Source organism: Saccharopolyspora aridisoli (genome assembly GCF_004348445.1).
Classification (GTDB): Bacteria; Actinomycetota; Actinomycetes; order Mycobacteriales; family Pseudonocardiaceae; genus Saccharopolyspora; species Saccharopolyspora aridisoli.
Map to the genome: position 1 here is coordinate 67,877 of NZ_SMKV01000002.1, position 17,382 is coordinate 85,258.

The 17,382-nt window shown below is 68.5% G+C and carries 19 protein-coding genes; 5 read left to right on the forward strand and 14 right to left on the reverse strand.

All coding sequences use genetic code 11. The annotated features are described in order from the left end of the window. Positions 1 to 60: 60 nt before the first annotated feature. The 3 genes from E1161_RS01790 to E1161_RS01800 form a co-directional block, all read right to left on the reverse strand. The gene (locus E1161_RS01790) at positions 61 to 2,364 is read right to left on the reverse strand and encodes a penicillin acylase family protein (protein ID WP_132618841.1); all 2,304 of its coding nucleotides are present in this window, start codon (positions 2,362 to 2,364) and stop codon (positions 61 to 63) included. A 150-nt stretch (positions 2,365 to 2,514) separates the two neighbouring features. Beyond that, the gene (locus tag E1161_RS01795) at positions 2,515 to 3,162 is read right to left on the reverse strand and encodes a TetR/AcrR family transcriptional regulator (RefSeq protein WP_132618843.1); all 648 of its coding nucleotides are present in this window, start codon (positions 3,160 to 3,162) and stop codon (positions 2,515 to 2,517) included. A 201-nt stretch (positions 3,163 to 3,363) separates the two neighbouring features. Further along, positions 3,364 to 3,747 carry an SPW repeat domain-containing protein gene (locus E1161_RS01800; protein ID WP_235874714.1) on the reverse strand — a complete coding sequence of 128 codons (384 nt, stop codon included), beginning with the start codon at positions 3,745 to 3,747 and terminating at the stop codon, positions 3,364 to 3,366. Between the two features lie 175 nt (positions 3,748 to 3,922). Here E1161_RS01800 and E1161_RS01805 point away from each other — a divergent pair, with 175 nt between their 5' ends. Together E1161_RS01805 and E1161_RS26980 are read left to right on the forward strand one after the other, a co-directional pair. Next, the gene (locus E1161_RS01805) at positions 3,923 to 5,449 is read left to right on the forward strand and encodes a coiled-coil domain-containing protein (protein WP_132618845.1); all 1,527 of its coding nucleotides are present in this window, start codon (positions 3,923 to 3,925) and stop codon (positions 5,447 to 5,449) included. 104 nt (positions 5,450 to 5,553) lie between these two features. Then, positions 5,554 to 5,721, forward strand: a complete 168-nt coding sequence (locus tag E1161_RS26980) for a hypothetical protein (protein ID WP_165939654.1) — start codon at positions 5,554 to 5,556, stop codon at positions 5,719 to 5,721. Positions 5,722 to 5,725: 4 nt separating this feature from the next. Here the strand turns inward: E1161_RS26980 and E1161_RS01810 are convergent, their stop codons facing one another. Then, positions 5,726 to 6,544: an alpha/beta fold hydrolase gene (locus E1161_RS01810; RefSeq protein ID WP_132618847.1), complete on the reverse strand. Its 819-nt coding sequence runs from the start codon at positions 6,542 to 6,544 to the stop codon at positions 5,726 to 5,728. 142 nt (positions 6,545 to 6,686) lie between these two features. Here E1161_RS01810 and E1161_RS01815 point away from each other — a divergent pair, with 142 nt between their 5' ends. Together E1161_RS01815 and E1161_RS26985 are read left to right on the forward strand one after the other, a co-directional pair. Beyond that, the gene (locus E1161_RS01815; RefSeq protein WP_132618849.1) at positions 6,687 to 7,013 is read left to right on the forward strand and encodes a GNAT family N-acetyltransferase; all 327 of its coding nucleotides are present in this window, start codon (positions 6,687 to 6,689) and stop codon (positions 7,011 to 7,013) included. Between the two features lie 24 nt (positions 7,014 to 7,037). Then, positions 7,038 to 7,208, forward strand: coding sequence for a GNAT family N-acetyltransferase (locus tag E1161_RS26985; RefSeq protein ID WP_165939655.1), 171 nt, complete (start codon positions 7,038 to 7,040; stop codon positions 7,206 to 7,208). Positions 7,209 to 7,242: 34 nt separating this feature from the next. On the opposite strand, the gene E1161_RS01820 is transcribed toward E1161_RS26985, so the two are convergent. The 9 genes from E1161_RS01820 to E1161_RS01860 form a co-directional block, all read right to left on the reverse strand. Next, entirely contained in the window at positions 7,243 to 7,992 is a 750-nt protein-coding gene (locus E1161_RS01820; RefSeq protein WP_132618851.1) for an alpha/beta hydrolase, read from the reverse strand. A gap of 63 nt (positions 7,993 to 8,055) precedes the next feature. After that, positions 8,056 to 8,370, reverse strand: coding sequence for a hypothetical protein (locus tag E1161_RS27495; protein ID WP_207920052.1), 315 nt, complete (start codon positions 8,368 to 8,370; stop codon positions 8,056 to 8,058). A 26-nt stretch (positions 8,371 to 8,396) separates the two neighbouring features. Next, positions 8,397 to 9,371 carry a DUF3558 family protein gene (locus tag E1161_RS01830; protein ID WP_132618853.1) on the reverse strand — a complete coding sequence of 325 codons (975 nt, stop codon included), beginning with the start codon at positions 9,369 to 9,371 and terminating at the stop codon, positions 8,397 to 8,399. 118 nt (positions 9,372 to 9,489) lie between these two features. Then, positions 9,490 to 10,179 (reverse strand): dihydroxyacetone kinase phosphoryl donor subunit DhaM, encoded by a 690-nt coding sequence (dhaM, locus tag E1161_RS01835; protein WP_132618855.1) that lies wholly within the window; start codon positions 10,177 to 10,179, stop codon positions 9,490 to 9,492. Next, on the reverse strand, positions 10,176 to 10,814 hold the full coding sequence (gene dhaL / locus E1161_RS01840; RefSeq protein WP_132618857.1) for a dihydroxyacetone kinase subunit DhaL: 639 nt from the start codon (positions 10,812 to 10,814) through the stop codon (positions 10,176 to 10,178). Before dhaL ends, dhaM begins: the two co-directional genes overlap by 4 nt. 14 nt (positions 10,815 to 10,828) lie before the next feature. After that, the gene (dhaK, locus tag E1161_RS01845; protein ID WP_132618859.1) at positions 10,829 to 11,824 is read right to left on the reverse strand and encodes a dihydroxyacetone kinase subunit DhaK; all 996 of its coding nucleotides are present in this window, start codon (positions 11,822 to 11,824) and stop codon (positions 10,829 to 10,831) included. A gap of 192 nt (positions 11,825 to 12,016) precedes the next feature. Beyond that, the gene (locus tag E1161_RS01850; RefSeq protein WP_132618861.1) at positions 12,017 to 13,525 is read right to left on the reverse strand and encodes an aldehyde dehydrogenase family protein; all 1,509 of its coding nucleotides are present in this window, start codon (positions 13,523 to 13,525) and stop codon (positions 12,017 to 12,019) included. A gap of 261 nt (positions 13,526 to 13,786) precedes the next feature. Further along, positions 13,787 to 14,050: a hypothetical protein gene (locus E1161_RS01855; protein WP_132618863.1), complete on the reverse strand. Its 264-nt coding sequence runs from the start codon at positions 14,048 to 14,050 to the stop codon at positions 13,787 to 13,789. 22 nt (positions 14,051 to 14,072) lie between these two features. Beyond that, positions 14,073 to 15,800: a sodium:solute symporter family protein gene (locus E1161_RS01860; RefSeq protein WP_132618865.1), complete on the reverse strand. Its 1,728-nt coding sequence runs from the start codon at positions 15,798 to 15,800 to the stop codon at positions 14,073 to 14,075. 253 nt (positions 15,801 to 16,053) lie between these two features. Between E1161_RS01860 and E1161_RS01865 the strand changes: the two genes are divergently transcribed. Continuing rightward, positions 16,054 to 16,245 carry a hypothetical protein gene (locus tag E1161_RS01865; RefSeq protein ID WP_132618867.1) on the forward strand — a complete coding sequence of 64 codons (192 nt, stop codon included), beginning with the start codon at positions 16,054 to 16,056 and terminating at the stop codon, positions 16,243 to 16,245. A gap of 390 nt (positions 16,246 to 16,635) precedes the next feature. Here E1161_RS01865 and nucS read toward each other — a convergent pair whose 3' ends face one another. Then, positions 16,636 to 17,295 carry an endonuclease NucS gene (gene nucS, locus E1161_RS01870; protein WP_132618869.1) on the reverse strand — a complete coding sequence of 220 codons (660 nt, stop codon included), beginning with the start codon at positions 17,293 to 17,295 and terminating at the stop codon, positions 16,636 to 16,638. Positions 17,296 to 17,382: the final 87 nt, after the last annotated feature.

Below are 17,382 nucleotides of genomic sequence, written 5' to 3' on the forward strand. Positions count from 1 at the left end.
GACGACCTCGGGACGCGAGGGAACCTTCCTCTCACTCCGACCCGCCGCCTCTGGACAGGTTCAGGCGGGCACCAGCAGGATTCGGCGTTCGGCGATCTCCTCGACGGCTTCGCGGCTGTAGGCCAAGGGGAAGTAGGTCCCGTCCCGCCAGCTCTCGGCGAGGTCCCGGTAGTGCGGGTCCGACGGGTTCCCGGACTGGCCCGGCGTGTTCACCGCGACCGAGTAGTCCCAGTTGCCGACGTCGAGCACCATGCGGAACGAGGGACCGTTCGTCTGGCGGAAGTCGCTGACGCGGTAGGAGGACTGGTTCACCGTCGCCGACGAACCACCGCGCGGTAGCGGTCCGACGTCGAAACGCGCGCGCTGGACCGGGTCGAGGGCGTTCGAAGCCGGGTGCTCGAAGAGGCTGTGGTGCAGCCGGCCCCACCGCCAACTCGATTCCCCTCGGCCGAGCAGCTCCCGCACTTGCGCGTAGGCCGTGCGCAGGGTGTCCAACAGCAGCCGATCGCGGGAGGCTGCGTCCGGCAGCCAGCGGCCCGGGTCCTCCAGCTCGGTGAGCATGACCAGGTTGTCGACGGTGTCGATGTGCTCGGCCGCATCCGGCACCACGGCACGCGCGAATCCCGGTCCGAGGTGTTTGGACAACCACACCTCGAACAGCGCGGCCGCGTTGGAATCCTCTCCCAGCACGGCGTCCCAGTCGCGCAACATGCGCAGCGCGCGCCGCAGGTCGGCGTCACCGCTGTCCAACCGGTACAGCAGCGGCTGGATTCGCCGAGCGGGGATGGACAGCTGGTCGGTCTGCAGCAGCTCCGAGTCCCGGATGGTGTGCTTGCGCTGCCGGGAGAGGACTTCCACGATCCGCTGGTGCCGGAACGGGTTGGTCCACTCGTACCCGAGTCCCATCTGCTGGTGCTCAGGTGGGAGGTTGAACTGGTTCGCCGTGGCGATGAAGCCCTCGTCCGGGTTCAACAGCCGCGGCAGGTCGTCCCCTGAGTAGAAACCCTCCCACTCGTACCTGCCGTCACCGGGAACGGGGAGCAACCCGTCGTAGCCGACCCGCTTGGGCGCCAGGCCACCGGGAACCCATCCGATGTTGCCCTCCACATCGGCGTAGACCTGGTTCTCGGTCGGGGCTCCCCAGTTCCGCATGGCCCGGGTGAACTCGGTGAAGTTCTCAGCCCTCATGTAGGCGATGCTGCCGAAGTAGGGGGACATCCCGGGTTGGAGCCAGGCGGTGCGCACCGCGTAGGCGAGGTTGTGCTTCCGGTCGACGTGGATGACCGGGCCATGCCGGGTGAAGGTCAGTTCCACCTCGCGTCCGGCCTCACCACGCACGGGGACCTCTTCGCGCAGCACCGTCATCTCCTCCCAGCCGGTGCCGTAGCGGTATCGGCTGGGATCGGCCGGGTCGAGTTGGTAGACGTAGAGGTCTTCCTGATCCATCGGGAAGATCGTCAGTCCGAACGCGACCGTGCCGTTGTGCCCGATGGAGATTCCCGGCAGGGCTGGCTCACCGGCTCCGATCACGTCCAGGCCGGGTGCGGACAGGTGCGCGATGTAGCGCAGCGAGGGAGCCGAGTAGGCGCGGTGCGGGTCGTTGGCCAGCAGCGGACGCCCCGTCGCGGTGCGGTCCCCGCTCACCACCCAGTTGTTGCTGCCCTCGGTGGTCGCGTCGCGCGGCACGCGCCGGATGGAGTTCTCCTTGAACTCGACGTCCTGGGTGGCCAGGTCGAAGACTTCGAGCACGTTGTCGGGAAGCGTGCAGGGGTCGAATCCGTCCGGGACGACGGTGCGGTGATCGGGTTGCAGCCCTTGGCGGATCAGGTCCGCCTCCACGCCCGCGGCGCACACGACCCGAGCTCGCTCGACCTCGCTCTCCAGGTTGCGGGTCAAGCCGTGGCTGCGGATGCGCACGACGTCGGACGGATCCCAGCGGGCCGGCCGGTAGCCCAGGATCCCGAACTCCTCGGGCATGCGTTCTGGGTGTGCGTCGAGCCAGTCGAGGTAGGCGTTGATGCCGTGGGCGAACTGGGTGGCGATGTGCTGCGCGTCGTCGGCGTAACGCGTCCACTCGGCGTCCATGTCGCCTCGGTAGAGGAACAGCCGGGTGGCGCGATCCTGCTCGACGTAGTCGGGGCCGAGGACCTCGGCGAGCAAGCCGAGTCCGCGTCGCCGCCACAGGTCGATCTGGAAGAGACGTTCCCTCGCCGCGTTGAAGCCCTGTGCGAGGAAGACGTCGTCCTCGCTGTCGGCGTAGAGGTGCGGGACCCCGTAGCGGTCTTCGATCAGCTCTACCTCGTCGTTCAGCCCGGTGACCGGATAGGTCGCAGGATCCGGTGAGGCGTCGACGACCGAGGTCATGGCACCTGCTCCCGTGATGCCGAAACCGGTGGCGAGGAGCCCTTGCCGACGGGACAATCGAACGCGCCCAATGCCCACCCCAACCTCCGCGGTGATCGCCTGCGGTGATTTCTAGCGCGGCGAACACTGCCGTCACAAGGCCGGATTGGTTCAGGCGAGCTTCACGGCGCGCGAGCCCGCGCCCAGTTCGAGCGCTCTGGCGATGAAGCCGATCTCGCGATCGAGCTCGTCGTCCTCGGTGCGGTGGCGGGCGACGGAGTGGCGGTGGTTGATCACGCGGGCGAGCAGCACGGCGGCCGCTTCGACGTCACAGCCCGCCAGGCCGGGCGGCAGGGCCAGTTCGATGACCCGGCGGATCTGCTCGACGACCACTCCGAACCGCTGCTGCATGGCCTGCCGCACGGCGTCGTGAGTGTCGGCCTCCCGCCACAGCAGGTGGCTGAGCAGCATCGACGATTCGAGCCGGGCGTCGAGTTCACCCACCAGACGTCGCAGACTGCCCGCGACGTCGCCGCGCACGACGAGGCCCTCGGATTCCACTTCCTCTTCGGGAAGCCGCTCCACTAGCGCGGCCAGCAGGTCCTGCTTGCGGCGGAAGTAGTAGTGGATGAGCCCTTTGGGCACCTCGGCGCGTTCAGCGATCCGGGACGTCGGGGTGGCGTTGAAACCGTGCTCGGCGAACAGCTCGCCGGCGGCGGTCAGGATGCGCTCCCTGGCACTGGGGGCGGCGCTGCGATCGTCTTCCCGTTCGGAAGTGGACGGGCGTCGACGGGCCTTCTCGCCCAGCTCATGCGACATCTGCCCGACCTCCTCCTGACGGGATAGCACTAAGAGCGCGGCCCGGACGTTACCGCCGGGCCGCGCGATTGTCGCAACCGAGCACTGCCTGGTCATCGCCGCTGTCGAACCCGCGCAAACCGGGCACATCGCGAGAAGAGCGCGTCCGCCTCATCCCACGGAGGCTCGCAACGCACGGGCCTCTCGAGCGGCTCGACCGGATCAGTGCTGCCCCGCCACACCGCGGTGCGCCGCGTTGGCCTGGGGCAGGGCCGCCGCACCGACGACCACAGCCAGCACGCCGACGATCCACGAGGTCCACGATGCGCCCGCCAACTCGGCGTAGCCGAGGACCCACGGGGAGATGAAGAGCAGGACGCCCAGCAGCATGTGGCTGTACTCGCTGGTCATCGATCCGGGCATCGCCAGCGACCACACGCTCGCGATCAGCAGCAGCGCGCCCAGCACGATCATCGCCGACATCGCACCACCGTTCGTCGACGTCCACATCGTGCTGAGGATGAGGTAGGCGCCCAAGACGACACCCGCCCAATCCTGCCAGCGAACCCACGGCTTCGAAGTCGAAGCGCTCGACCGTTCGGCCACGTCGATCACCTCCGTTACGTCCGACTTGACCACTCCATCTTCATCCTTGGTTGGCCAGCCGGTCAAGAGTCGCCTCCGCGGTGCGCGAGATGGACTTCACAGAGGTGAGCAAAAACCTCTCAAGACCCAAGCGCACCTCCCACAACAACGTCCGCTTCCGGGTAGCTTTGTTTCCATGGGCCTTGCCGACGACCGCGATTTGCTGCCACTGGGATCGGGATTCGATCTCGCTCGTAAGAACGGCTACGACCGCGCCCAGGTCGACGAGCACCTAGAGCGCCTCGACGCCGACATCCGCATCCTCACCTCGGATCGCGATGCCGCGGTGTCGCAGGCCGCCGATCTGTCCAAGCAGCTCGAGTCGGCCCGCTCTGAGATCGAGAGCCTGCGCGGCCAGGTCGACCGGCTGGCCAAGCCGCCGACAACCCTCGAAGGGCTCAGCGAGCGCCTGCAGCGCATGCTGCGACTGGCCCAGGACGAGGCCGCCGACATCCGCTCCCGCGCGGAGGCCGACGCCGCCCAGATCCGCTCCCGCTCCGAAGCCGAGGCCGTCAACCTGCGCACCCGCTACGAGCGGCTGATCAGCGAGGTCGACAACCGGCGCAGCGAGATGGAAACCGAGCACCGTTCGCTGATGGACGGGGCCAGGAACGAGGCCGAGCGCATCACCCGCGAAGCCGAGGAGAACCGCAAGCGCGCCGACGAGGAGTCCGAAGCCCACCGCACCCAGGTGGAAGAGGACTTCGAGATCGCGATGTCGGCCCGCCGCACGGAGGCCATGCGGACCCTCGCCGAGCAGGAGGCCACCAGCAAGTCCGAGGCCGAACGCCGCGTCCGGGAAGCCACCGAAGAGGCGAACCGCAGGCTGCGCGAGGGCACCAACGAAGCCCACCGCCGCGTCCAGGAAGCCACCGACCAGGCGACAACCCTGGTCAGCGACGCCAAGGCCAAGGCCGAGGAGCTCGAACGCGAATCCACCGAGACCGCGAACGCGCGCGAGGCGTCGAGCAAGGAAGCCGCGCAGCGGCGGCTGCAGGAAGCCAAGCAGGAATCCGAACGGCTCGTCCACGAGGCCAGCGAGAAGTCCGAGCGGATGATCCGCGAGTGCACCGAAGAAGCCACCCGACGCATCGACGTCGCGACCCGCGAGGCCAAGCGCCTGGTCACCGCCACCCGCGCGGACGCGCAGCGCAGGCTCGAAGCGACCACCGAGGAAGTGCAGCGCCGGCTCACCCAGGCCGACGAGCACGTGCACTCGCTCACCCAGCTGCGCGACACCGTCGCCAAGAAGCTGCGGGACGCCGCTGAGCTGCTCGGCCAGACCACGCCGCTGCTGGAGCGCCTCGACCTCGAGGACGCCGAAGAGGAGAAGCTGCGCAAGGCCGCCGCGGAGGCCCGCGAGCAGGCGTACAAGGACGCCGAAGAAGCCATCGCCCGCGACGGTCGCGAAACCGGCGAGCTCCACAACAACAACGCGCAGCCCGCGGAACAGGCCGTCACCAGCTCGGGGCTGCCCAAGCGCACGCCGGGTCAGGAACGCGGCAGCTCGCAATCCGTGGACGAGCCGACGGACAAGATCCAGCGCAAGCAGGCCTCGGCCGACCAACCGACCCGCCGGATCCAGCTCCCGGTGCCGGGCGAGCAGCAGTCCGAGCAGCGCCCGCAGAACGCCACCCGGGTGAACGCCAACCAACAACGCTGACCGCATCGTCGCCGGTCATCCGCACCCGCGTCATCGAATCCATGCACAGGTGTCTCTCTTGACGAGGTCGGCCGCGAGTCGGCGCACCAGGAGAGGACCAGTCAATGGCGGACAGCGACCCAGGCAGGGAGAACGCCCGCGCACGCGGTCAACGCGACTCGGGCAGGTACTTCCTGCTGCCCAGCGAGATCGCGGAACGTTTCCGGCGGGATGAGAACGAGCCGGAAACGACGAAGCGCACCACCGACGAGGACACCGGCGACGACGGGTAGCGGCTCACACGTCGATGCCGGCCAACCAGGGCCTCACCGCGTCGGCCAAGGCGTCCGGCGCCTCCAACGACGGCAGATGCCCTGAACCGGCCAGCTCGACGAGCTTCCCGCTTGGCAACGCATCGGCCATCTCATGGGCCGCTGCAGGCGGGGTGATGGTGTCCTCGGCACCGACGGCGACCATCGCGGGCCCGTCGAAGGCGCGCAGCGTCTCGAAGCTGTCAGACCTGGCCGCCATCGCCCGCTGCGCCCACGCCACACCATCGGCGGGTTGCGCTTCGATCAGCGCCCGGAGGTCCCCCACAACTTCCGGGCGCTCCTGGCGCGTGGCCGAGCCCAGCAGGTTCGGCAGCATGTTCTCGGCGAGCCAGCCGCCAGTGCCTTCCTGCTCGGCCCGAGAGGCGACGTTGAGCCGGTTGGTGCGCTGCTCATCGGTGTCGGCGGGAGCCTTGGTGTCCACCAGCAGAAGTCCGGCCACCCGCTGCGGAGCCGCCCGCAGCACCGCCATCGCCACGTAGCCGCCCATCGAACAACCACCCAGCACCACGCGCGGCAGCTCCAGCTGGTCGAGCAGCTCCAGCACGTCGGCGGCGGCGACCTCGACGCTGGGACGATCAACCGTCAGCGGCGCCGCCGGTGGTTCGATCATTCCCCGCGCCGTGGTCCCGTCGAGGGAGCTCTCCCCCAACCCTCGCTGATCGGGCGTGATGACCCGGGCCTGCTCCTCCAACCGGCTGCGCAGCGGATTCCACATGCGAGCATCCACCGGGAAGGCGTGCAGCAGCACGAGGGGCGTTCCTGCTCCGGATTCGATGTAGTGCACGGGAACCATCCTGCCGGACCTGCCCCACCCGCAGCACGCAACAGGCCGAGCGCGAGCATGGGAACCTTCCTGTCACCACCCGCGCACGCCAACTTGGGAATTGGGCTGCCGGACCGCCGCGGCCCCCGATAGCGTTCGTGGGATGTCCGATCCTTCGAAGATCCGAACCCGGCGACTGCTGCTGCGTCGCCCGCTCGCCGCAGACACCGAAGCCTTCGTCGAGGTGCACACCAGCGCGGAGGCGCACGCGCTGTCCGGATTCGGCCGACGCGACCGGGACGAGTCGCTGCGGCTGCTGGAGCGCTTCCAACTCGACTGGGACACCCGCGGCGTCGGCTACTGGACGGTCCTGGCCGCCAGCACCGGCGCAGTGCTGGGATTCGGCGGCCTGCGGCACGCCGTCGACGAAGGCGAGAACGTCCTCAACCTGTACTTCCGGTTCCTCCCGGCCGCGTGGGGCCACGGCTAAGCGTCGGAGATGGGGCACGCAGCCATGCGGTGGGCACATCGCAACCGCCCCGCACACCCCGTCGTCATCGCCACGGCCGCGCACAACGCTCCGGCCGTCCGGGTCGCCGAGGGACTCGGCTTCGAACGAGTGCTGGAACGAGTCCACGAAGGCGTTCCGGAAGTGCTGTACCGGTCGACGGCTCTCCTGAGATGAGCATGGGAACCTTCCCGTCACCTACCGGCCGGGGTCACGAGTTGACGATGGTGACCTGCCGGGTTTCGAACGGGCCCTCCCAGGTGCGGGGAAGCGGCGTCGCGACGTCGGGGGTGATGGTGCGCACGATGGCGTCCAGCGCCGCCTCCGCCTTGCCGACCCACAGGTGCTTGGTGTCGTCGAAGCCGGTCACCTCCGCCTGCGGGATGAGCGCGAAGCGCTCGCGGGCCTCTTGCGGGCGCAGGTAGTCGTCGAACTCGGGGATCAGGGCGTGCACGGGTTTGCCCGAATCACCCCAGGCGCGCAAGTGGTCCTCGGTGCTCCACCGCAGCGGCGGGGAGATCAGCACCGCTCCCTCCACCAGCGGGTCCAGTCCGTGCACCAGCGTCAGGTCGGTGCCGAAGGACCAGCCGACCAGCCACACGTTGGGCAGGTCGTGGAACTCGGCGTACTCGAGCGCCGCGGCGACGTCGAAGCGCTCGGAGTCCCCGTTGTCGAAGTTGCCCTGGCTGCGTCCCGCCTCGCTGGCAGTGCCCCGGGTGTTGAAGCGCAGCACCGCGATGTCGGCCAGGGCCGGCAACCGGAACGCGGCCTTGCGGTAGATGTGCGAATCCATCATGCCGCCGTGCGTGGGCAGCGGGTGCAGGCAGATCAGCGTCGCCCGCGGCTGCCCCGACTCGGGCAGCGCGAGCTCCCCGATCAGCTCCAGCCCGTCAGCGGTGTGCAGGGTGATCTGCTCCCGGCGGGCGGGCAGCATCGTGTTGGCGCGGATCTCGGTGCTCATCGGACCCGATCCTGCCACGAAGGGGTGACCTGCTCGTGGTGACCTGCGCAGCAGTGGTGCGCGCTACGACCAGCGGCGGGTGGGGCCGCGACGGGCGCGTGCCTTCCAGCAGCCGGTGTGCCAGTGCCTGCGCTCGTCGACACCGCCGAGCTCCGCCTCGGGCCAGGCCACCACGTGCGGAATGCCCGTCTGAATCTCGTGGTCGCAACCCGGGCAGCGGTAGACCTTGGTGGCCTGAGCAGCGGGAACGGTGCGCACCATCCAGTCGCCGTCCGGGCCCTGCTCGACGCGGGAAGCCCCGTAGGCGGTGCCGGCTCCGCGGTGACTGGTGTCCGCGCGGAGACCCTTCTGGCGCTGCTGTCGGTTGCGTCGAGGCACGTCGACAACGGTAACCGGTTCGGTGCTCACGGATTCGCAGGCGGCAGGCTCGGCCAAGCCGACCGGGCAAGTCCTCGGGCGTAGTCACACGCATCCGTACCGGTTATGCCGGGCAGCGCGACGACGAGCTGGGCGACCTCGACCTGTCCAGCGGCAGCGCCGAAGGGGATGTGGGCGGTCTCCGCCGAGCACAGGGGGACCTGCGGATCACCACCCACGACGCTGAGCACGGTGCGACGCCCGTCCACCGGTTCCTCCACGGCGGCACCGTGCAGCAGCTCGGGCGGTTCACCCGCGGTGTGCCGCAACTGCACGCGCGGGGCATCAGCGGACGGCTCGCCCCAGGCGCACTGGTGGCCGGCGATGCCGGGACGTGGCCGCGCCTCCTCCAGACCTGGGACCTGGTTCACCGCCGCGGTGTCCAACACGGTGCAGGGGTCGAGCAGCGCCAGTGAGTTCGACGGGTAGTCGCGGTGTCCTGCGCGCCCCTGCTGGACCGCGTCGGCGGCGACCTTCGCTCCGGTGTCGGCGATGCCGCACAGCCCGGCGGCAGGACCACCGTTGATCAGGTCGGCGCTGATCTGGAGCGAAACGCCGTCACCGAACTGGACGCGACGGGTGCAGTGCCCAGGGGCGGGAGCGCTCTGGGCGATGCGCAGCGCCCCGTGCTGCACGACCGGGTCCCCCTGCTCGATGGCCTCGGGACCGACCAGTTCGCCGACCGCGAGCTGGATGAGCGTGTGGTCGTCGGGCCTGAGGTGCAGCAGGCAGTAGTCCAGCGACACCGTCCCCGCGTCCGACACCGCGCCGTACCGCTGCAGGGCGGCAGGATCTGTCAGCGTGCACGCATCGAGGGTGCGGATGTCGCCGAGCAGCGTGCGCGCGCTCGTGTCGGCCGGTTGGGATCCGCCGGTCGGAGTGGGTCTCTGCGTGGTGCAACCGGCGAGCAACACCCAGCACACGAAGAGCAGCAGCATGCCTCGGTGGCGACGCGGCGACATCGCCTCAGCCTAGCCTCCGATGACCTTGGAACGCAGTCATCGACACCGTTCGATCCCGTGGAGGGGAACCTTCCTGTCACGAGTGGCGGCAAGAAGTTTCCCCTCCGCAGGTCGGTGGCTATTCGTCGAAGTTGCGGTTGGCCAGGTCGATGATGCGCTCGACGGCCTGAACGGCGTCGGGACCGTCGGCCAGAAGGGTGATCCGGTCGCCCTTGCGCGCACCCAAGCCCATGAGGCCGAGAACGCTGAACGCGTCGGCCTGCTTGTCACCCAGGGCGACCTTGACGGTTGCCTGCAGGCCGGTGAGGCTGCGGGACAGCAGGGCGGCGGGACGGGCGTGCAGGCCGACGTCGTTGGTCAGCTCCAACTCCCTGGTGACCTGGTCGGTGGAGGCCGGTTCAGCACCGGCGGGTTCAGCCGCTGGGGCTTGCGCGCTGCCGCGGGCGCTTTCTGCCGCTCGCGCCACGGTCTTCATGTCGTTGCCGCCTTGCGCCGAAACGGCTGCGGCAACGGCTCCCTCGACCAGCGGGGCGTCGATGACCAGAGCGCTGTCGGGGTCTCCGAGGGTTTCCACCGCGAGATCGGCGACCATCTGCGCGCTGCCGAGGTCGAACAGCACGACCGCACCCGCACCGGAGTCGGCGTCGGACAGCGCGGCCGAGACCTTCTCGAAGTCGGTGCCGATCGCACCGTCCGGCAGGCCACCTGCCGGGACGATGCGCACCTCGGGCGCCATCTGCGTGGCGAGTTCGACGACGCCCTCGGCCAGACCGGAGCTGTGCGAAACGATGACCAGTCCGACGCTCATGCTCGGGCTCCTGCGGCTTGGGCGAATGCGGTCAACAGCAGCGCGGTGGAACGCGCCCCTGGGTCGATGTGTCCGGCGCTGCGCTCACCCAGGTATGAAGCGCGCCCCTTGCGGGCCACGAGCGGTTCGGTCGCCTGCGCGCCTTGATGCGCGGCTTCGGCGGCCGCGGCCAGCACCTTGGCGCTGTCGGCCCCGGATTCGGCGGTGTTCTTGGCCGCGTCGACCGCGGGTGAGAGGGCGTCGATCATCGTCTTGTCGCCGACCTCGGCCCGCCCGCGCGCGACGACACCTTCCATCCCCGCCTGCAGGACCTTCGCGACGGCGCTAGCGTCGAGTTCCGCCTCGTCGCCGACCGCGGACGCCGCGCGCAGGAACGCCGTGCCGTAGAGGGGACCGGATGCTCCGCCGACCGTCGAGATGAGGACGCTGGCGGCGAGTTTCAGCGCGGCTGCCGGGGTTTGCGGCTCCGAGGTGTCGATCTTCGCGATGACGGCGCGGAATCCCCGGTCCATGTTCTCGCCGTGGTCGGCGTCCCCGATCTCCCTGTCCAGCTGGATCAGCTCGTCGCGGTGCTCGGCGACCACGGCAGCGCCCGCCCTGAGCGCGCCGATGATGTTCTGTGCAGTACAACCCATTCCGGGACTCCTCCTCACCAGTGCAGCGCGGCGGTGTGCACCGGCGCGTCCCAGAGCTCGGTGAGCTCGTCGTCGAGTTTCAGCAGCGTCAGGCTCATGCCCTGCATCTCCAAGCTCGTCACGTACGGCCCCACGAGGCGCCGGCGGACGGTGATGCCGCGTTTGGCCAGCAACCGCTCGGCGACGCCGTGCGCGAGGTAGAGCTCCAGCTGCGGGGTGCCACCCATCGAGTTGGTGAACAGCAGGACGTCGTCGCCTTCGGCGAAGGGCAGGTCTTCCAGGATCGGGTCGAGCAGCTGCGCCACGATCTCGTCGGCGGTGCCCATCGGCACGCGGGCGCGGCCGGGCTCGCCGTGGATGCCGATGCCGATTTCCATCTCGTCGGGGGCGAGTTCGAAGCTGGGCTGACCGGCGTGCGGAACGGTGGGGGCGGTCAGCGCCATGCCCATCGAACGCACCTGGGATACGACCTTGCGGGCGAGTTCCTCGCACTCGTCGAGGCCCGCTCCGCGCTCGGCGGCGGCACCGACGATCTTCTCGACCATCAGGGTGCCGCCCACCCCGCGGCGACCCGCTGTGTGCGTGGAGTCCTTGACCGCGACGTCGTCGTCGACGATCACGCTGCGCACGTCGACGTCCTCGATGGCCGCGAGCTCGGCTGCGGTCTCGAAGTTGAGCACGTCGCCGGTGTAGTTCTTCACCACCAGCAGCGCCCCGGCACCACCGTGGGTGGCCGTGATGGCCGCCTGCACCGCGTCTGGAGTCGGCGAGGTGAACACCGCGCCCGGGACGGCCGCGGCCAACATCCCCGAACCGACGAAACCGCCGTGCAGGGGCTCGTGGCCGGACCCACCACCGGAGACGACCGCGACCTTGCCGGTCACCGGTGCGTCAGCGCGGACGATCACCGCCGGATCGGTCTGCACCCGAAGCAGCTCCGGGTGGGCCGCAGCCACACCCAGCAACGCCTCGGCGACCACGTCCGCCGGCTCGTTGACGATCTTCTTCACCCGTTGGCCTCCTCGCCTGCGCTTCCACCGCCAAGCCCCGAGGCTCGACGCGCTCATCCGTGCGCGGTCAACTCTGCCCGGGACGTGCGCCCGCGCGCATCCCCCTGGCGAACACCGGGGGATGCGAGCAAGGGAACCTTCCTGTCACCACGGGCGCAAGCCAAAACACCGACCGTGGTGGACTGGATCAGCTCAGCGGCCGTGCATCACCTTGATGAGCTTGACGACCGTGCCCACGGTCCCCTTGGGCCGGGCGAAGCTCATCGGGTTGAGCGGGATCTTGAACTTGGTGCGGGTCACCGACTGCGGGCGGGCGAACTCGCGCAGGCCGTCGGCACCGTGAATCCGGCCGAAGCCAGAGTCGCCGACACCGCCGAACGGCAGGGCGGGCACACCGGCGAAGGCGATCACCGAGTTGACCGCGACCATGCCGCTGCGCAGCCGACGTGCCAGTTCCATCCCTCGGGCGCGGGAGAACACGGTGGCGCCGAGCCCGTAATTGGTGGCGTTGGCGTGGGCGACGGCCTCGTCCACGTCGCGGACCCGCTGCACGACCAGGGTCGGACCGAAGGTCTCCTCGGTGATGGCGGCCGAGTCCTCGGGGACGTCGGCGATCACCACGGGCTCGACGAACGGCGGGCGCACCGAGTCGCGTCCGCCGACCACAGCACGACCGCCGCGCTTGATCGCGTCGTCGATGTGGTCCCGAATGATGTTGACCTGCGAGGCCATCGTGATGGGGCCGAAGTCGGCACCCGGCTCGCCGCCCGGACGCAGCTTGGCGGCGCGGTCGCTGACCATCTTCAGGAAGCGGTCGGCCACGGCGTCGTGCACGTAGACGCGCTCAACGCCGATGCAGGTCTGGCCGGCGTTGGACATCGCACCCCACACGGCGGCGTCGGCGGCCGCGGCCAGGTCCGCGTCGGAGTCGACGATCAAGGCGTCCTTGCCGCCGCACTCGACCAGCACCGGCACCAGGTTCTCCGCGCACGAGGCCATCACGCGCTTGCCCGTGGCGGTGGAACCGGTGAAGGCCACCTTGTTCACGCCGGCCTGGCACAGCGCGGCGCCCGTCTGCCCGAAACCGGTCACGAGGCGGAACACCGGGTGTTCCGGCACGGCCTCGGCGAAGCTCTTGACCAGCCACTCCCCCACTCCGGGGGTGAGTTCGCTGGGCTTGAACACCACGGCGTTGCCCGCGGCCAGCGCGTAGGCGATCGAGCCCATCGGCGTGAAGGCCGGGTAGTTCCAGGGGCCGATGACACCCACGACGCCGTAGGGGAGGTACTCGACCGTGGCGGTCTGGTTGGACATCAGCACGCCGGGCGAGACCTTGCGTCGCTTGAGGACCTTCTCGGCGTTGGAGGTGGCCCACGCGAGGTGGTCGATGACCAGCACGAGTTCGAGCTTGGCGTCCTCGAGTGGCTTCCCGGTCTCCGCGCATACCACGCCCGCGAGCTCGTCGAGGCGTTTGACCAGCAGTTTCCGCCAGCGGTCGAGATGCTGTCTGCGACCGGAGAAGCCGAGCTCGTCCCACGCCGACTGCGCCTCGCCTGCCGCCGCGACCTCGTTCTCGACCGCCTCCGCATCGTGGATCGGATGCTCGCCCACCACCTCACCGGTGCGCGGGTCGATCGACTGGAACGTCTCGGACCGCGCGCTGGCGATCTCTTCGACGTTCCCACGGGCGGTCTGGGTCATGGCCGGCCTCCCACCATTACGACGTTCATTGTCAACGTGCAGCCTACGAAATACCGAGTCGGGAAAGAACCGTCATGTACCGCCCGACTCATGTGCTGGACACGCTCCGTTGTGCGCTGGTCCACTTGACAGCTGCGCGTTGCCGACACGGTAGCCAGACGATCTTGGAATCGGGACTGGATCCGCAGAATCGGTATCGAAATGCGAAACGGCGCCCGCACCCTGAAGTGCGGACGCCGCCCCGGTCGAATTCAGTTCACGTCACTCGGCGGCAGTGCCGCCTTCGCCGTCGGTGGGAACCTTGATCGGGCGCAGGCGAGCCCACAGGACGAACACCGCCGCGAACACCACCATGCCGAGGCCGGCCCACAGGTTGATGTTGAGCCCTGCGGCCTTGTCGATTTCGGCCTGCGGTTGGATGAAGCCGAGCACGACGAGCACGACTCCGTAGATGCCGAACAGCGACGCGATCACCGTGCGAATGTCGAAGGCACCAGCGCTGTGCCCCGAACCTCCACTAGCCATGAGATTTCCTCCCAGTCCTGGCTCAGCCGAAGATGATGTTGAGGGCGATGATCAGGATCAGCGCGATACCGGCCAGCAGGCCCGGACGCCGGTACCAGCCGGCGTCCTCACCGGTCGTGGACGCCTTCAGGTTCTCCTTCGGCGTCAGACCCCAGACCAGACCGACCAGCTGCTCATCGGTCTTGGGCTTGGTGGCCAGCGAGACGACGACGCTGACGATCACGTCGACGACGAACGCAACACCGGCACCGACGAAGCTCGCACCCTGACCGGGCAGGTCCAGCACTCCGGTCTCGGCCAGAGCGTAGACCGTGATGGCCGAGGCCGTGCCCAGCACCAGACCGGACCAACCGGCGTGCGCGGTCATCCGCTTCCAGAACATGCCCAGGATGAACGTCGCGAACAGCGGTGCGTTGAAGAACGAGAACAGCTGCTGGAGGTAGTCCATCAGGTTCTCGTAGCCGGAGGCGATGAACGCCGTGCCCACGGCCGCGAGGGTGGCGCCGACGGTGACCCAACGACCCATCTGCAGGTAGTAGTTGTCCGGCTTGTCCTTGACGACGTACGCCTGCCAGATGTCGTAGGTGAACACCGTGTTGAACGACGAGAGGTTGGCGGCCATACCGGCCATGAAGGACGCGAGCAGACCAGCCAGCGCGATGCCGAGGATGCCGTTGGGCAGCAGGTCTCGCATCATCAGCAGGATCGCGTCGTTGTAGTCGTACGGACCCTGCTCGGTGAGCTTGTAGTTGGTCATCTCCGGGATGATCACCGCGGCGATCATGCCGGGGATGATCACGATGAAGGGGATGAACATCTTCGGGAAGGCACCGATGATCGGAGTCCGCTGCGCGGCCGACATCGACTTGGAGGCCATCGCGCGCTGGACCTCGACGAAGTTGGTGGTCCAGTAACCGAAGGACAGCACGAAGCCGAGGCCGAAGATCATGCCGATGACGCTGAGGATGGGGTTGCTGAAGCCGGTCAGCTCAGCACCCGGCCAGGCGGTCAGCTGCTCGGCGCCGCCCTTGCTCGCGGTGACCTTGTCGACCAGGCCCTGCACGCCGCCGACCTTGACCAGGCCGACGATGGTCAGCGGCAGGAGCGCCGCGACGATCACGAAGAACTGCAGCACCTCGTTGTAGATGGCGGCGGACAAGCCGCCCAGCGCGGTGTAGGAGAGCACGATCAGCGCGGCGACGAGCACCGAGACCCACAGCGGCCAGCCCAGCAGCGCGTTGACGATGCTGGCCAGCAGGTACAGGTTCACACCGGCGATGAGCACCTGGGCCAGGGCGAAGGAAATGCCGTTGACCAGGTGAGCGGCCTTGCCGAATCGCCGGAGCATGAATTCGGGGACGCTTCGGACCTTGGAGCCGTAGTAGAACGGCATCATGACCACGCCGAGGAACAGCATGGCCGGGACCGCACCGATCCAGAAGTAGTGCATCGTCGGCATGCCGTATTCGGCACCGTTGGCCGACATGCCGATGATTTCGATGGCACCGAGGTTCGCCGAGATGAACGCCAGACCTGTCACCCACGCGGGCAGCGCGCGCCCGGAGAGGAAGAAGTCCAGGCTGGTTGAAACGGCCCGCCTCGCCAGCCAGCCGATCCCCAGTACGAACGCGAAATACAGCGCCAACAACGCGTAGTCGACGCCGTTCGCGTCGAGTAGCTGACCTTGGGCTAGCAGCACTGCCGCCCCACCTCCCACAGACCCAACAAAGTCAAACGAGAACCACCACATTCGCGATAGCGGTCGGACAGTACCGCACAGATGGGACGGCAGTCGCAAGCCGATATCAATTCGTTGGAGAAGACACTAAATCGATCACGGAACATCCGCCGACTGGCGCCACGCAGGGGACTTTCCGGCCGTACGCGTGTGCACCCCGTGAACGAGCGGGTCCATGCGAGTGATATACGCGTTCTCCCAACTATTTCGACGCACCGTGACGGTATGGTCACACAATGCATTCGCGACGCTGCGGGGAGGAACCGTGAACGCCCGGATCGATCTGGCGATCAGCGCCGGACTCGCGGAAGACCCGATCGACGAATCCCGCCCCGACGTCCACGCAGCGTCAGCGGACCGCCGGCCCGAAGGACTGCACCGGCTGGCGGCGATGCTCGCGCCGCTGTCCACCACCCGCCTGCGGCCCTGCGACTGCAACGGTCCCGCACACCGCTGACCCGGATCACGGCCTCGCGCGCGAGCACGGGACCCTTTCTGCCACTCCCGCTGCCGAAGACGTCACGCCGTCCGACGCGGAACTCGCCGCGAACAGTTCGCCATGGCGAGAAATGGGAATGGTGGGAACATTCCTGCCACCGCCAGATCCGATCCCATTCCGATCAAGATCGACCAATGGTTGGCGACGGTCGGTGATGCTGCGAATGCCTCGCGCGATGCCGAACAATCGGCCATCACCGCGATTCACCAGCGACCGGATCTCATCTGCCGAGCAGCAGTGGGTTCGGCTCCCCGGAATTCAGGTGATGACGGGCAACACCGCGTGCGGCCGGCCCCCATGGAGCAAGCGAACCGTCCTGTCACTCCAGGCCGGGGCGCGCAGCCGGCCTCAGAACAGGCGGTACTCGTCGGGCTCGATGCCGCGCAGCTTGTCGTAGTCCAGGACCACGCAGCGGATCCCCCGGTCCTCGGCCAGCGTCCGCGCCTGCGGCTTGATCTGCTGAGCCGCGAACACACCCGTGACCGGGGCGAGCAGCGGATCGCGGTTAAGCAGCTCGAGGTAGCGGGTCAGCTGCTCGACACCATCGATCTCACCGCGACGCTTGATCTCGACCGCGACGCTCTTCCCGCCGTCGTCCCGGCACATCAGGTCCACCGGGCCGATCGCGGTCGGGAACTCGCGGCGAACCAGCGACCAGCCCTCGCCAAGAGTCGACACGTGCTCGGCGAGCAACTCCTGGAGGTGCGCCTCGACGCCGTCCTTGACCAAGCCCGGCTCGACGCCCAGCTCGTGCTTGGAATCGTGCAGCACCTCTTCGACCGTGATCACCAGCTTCTCGCCGGCCTTGTTCTGCACCGTCCACACCTCGGGGTCCTCGATGAGCCAGCACGGCGGACTCATCCAGTTCAACGGCTTGTAGGCGCGGTCGTCGGAGTGCACCGACACCGAACCGTCGGCCTTCACCAGCAGCAGCCGCTGCGCCATCGGCAGGTGCGCGGTGAGACGACCGACGTAGTCCACCTGGCAGCGGGCAATCACGAGTCGCACCCGGCACAGAGTACGGGCGCAGCCATCGATGTCGAGCACCCCCACGGGTGATCACCGCCCCGCACCCGGTCGGGACCCGTGCCACAC

What these genes read in the sequence shown, in the direction of transcription:
- dhaL (WP_132618857.1), bottom strand. Translation starts at nt 10,814, where the DNA reads ATGGGTTGTACTGCACAGAACATCATCGGCGCGCTCAGGGCGGGCGCT.
- E1161_RS01860 (WP_132618865.1), bottom strand. Translation starts at nt 15,800, where the DNA reads ATGTGGTGGTTCTCGTTTGACTTTGTTGGGTCTGTGGGAGGTGGGGCG.
- E1161_RS26985 (WP_165939655.1), top strand. Translation starts at nt 7,038, where the DNA reads ATGCGGTGGGCACATCGCAACCGCCCCGCACACCCCGTCGTCATCGCC.
- E1161_RS01820 (WP_132618851.1), bottom strand. Translation starts at nt 7,992, where the DNA reads ATGAGCACCGAGATCCGCGCCAACACGATGCTGCCCGCCCGCCGGGAG.
- dhaM (WP_132618855.1), bottom strand. Translation starts at nt 10,179, where the DNA reads ATGAGCGTCGGACTGGTCATCGTTTCGCACAGCTCCGGTCTGGCCGAG.
- E1161_RS26980 (WP_165939654.1), top strand. Translation starts at nt 5,554, where the DNA reads ATGGCGGACAGCGACCCAGGCAGGGAGAACGCCCGCGCACGCGGTCAA.
- E1161_RS01815 (WP_132618849.1), top strand. Translation starts at nt 6,687, where the DNA reads ATGTCCGATCCTTCGAAGATCCGAACCCGGCGACTGCTGCTGCGTCGC.
- E1161_RS01805 (WP_132618845.1), top strand. Translation starts at nt 3,923, where the DNA reads ATGGGCCTTGCCGACGACCGCGATTTGCTGCCACTGGGATCGGGATTC.
- E1161_RS01790 (WP_132618841.1), bottom strand. Translation starts at nt 2,364, where the DNA reads ATGACCTCGGTCGTCGACGCCTCACCGGATCCTGCGACCTATCCGGTC.
- E1161_RS01855 (WP_132618863.1), bottom strand. Translation starts at nt 14,050, where the DNA reads ATGGCTAGTGGAGGTTCGGGGCACAGCGCTGGTGCCTTCGACATTCGC.
- E1161_RS01795 (WP_132618843.1), bottom strand. Translation starts at nt 3,162, where the DNA reads ATGTCGCATGAGCTGGGCGAGAAGGCCCGTCGACGCCCGTCCACTTCC.
- E1161_RS01830 (WP_132618853.1), bottom strand. Translation starts at nt 9,371, where the DNA reads ATGTCGCCGCGTCGCCACCGAGGCATGCTGCTGCTCTTCGTGTGCTGG.
- E1161_RS01850 (WP_132618861.1), bottom strand. Translation starts at nt 13,525, where the DNA reads ATGACCCAGACCGCCCGTGGGAACGTCGAAGAGATCGCCAGCGCGCGG.